Source organism: Pseudomonas sp. P7759 (assembly GCF_013386445.1).
Classification (GTDB): domain Bacteria; phylum Pseudomonadota; class Gammaproteobacteria; order Pseudomonadales; family Pseudomonadaceae; genus Aquipseudomonas; species Aquipseudomonas azotoformans_A.
Genome location: NZ_JACART010000109.1, coordinates 432 through 661, shown reverse-complemented (window position 1 = coordinate 661; position 230 = coordinate 432). Strand labels below are relative to the sequence as shown.

Here is a 230-nt window from a genome sequence, read left to right as displayed (position 1 = left end):
CCGTTGACCAGCACCAGCACTTCGGCGGCGCTCAGACCCCGCAGGTTCGGGGCGCGGGCGATGCCGCTAGCGTCCCAGCCGGTTTTTTCCGGCAGGGTCAGCGATGGGATCACGGCGCTCAGGGCTTCCATGAGGCCGGGCTTGCCGGTGTTCTGTAATTGCTTGGCGCTGACCACATCGATCGGCACCGGGCTGCTGGTGACAGTGCGTTGTTCGGCGCCGCGGTTGCC

At 67.4% G+C, this 230-nt stretch carries 1 protein-coding gene; it reads right to left on the bottom strand.

Features of this window, described 5'->3' with window-relative positions; all coding sequences use genetic code 11:
- Positions 1-230 (bottom strand): TonB-dependent receptor plug domain-containing protein (locus tag HX823_RS31405; RefSeq protein ID WP_177078525.1); only part of this gene is annotated, 230 nt, incomplete at both ends.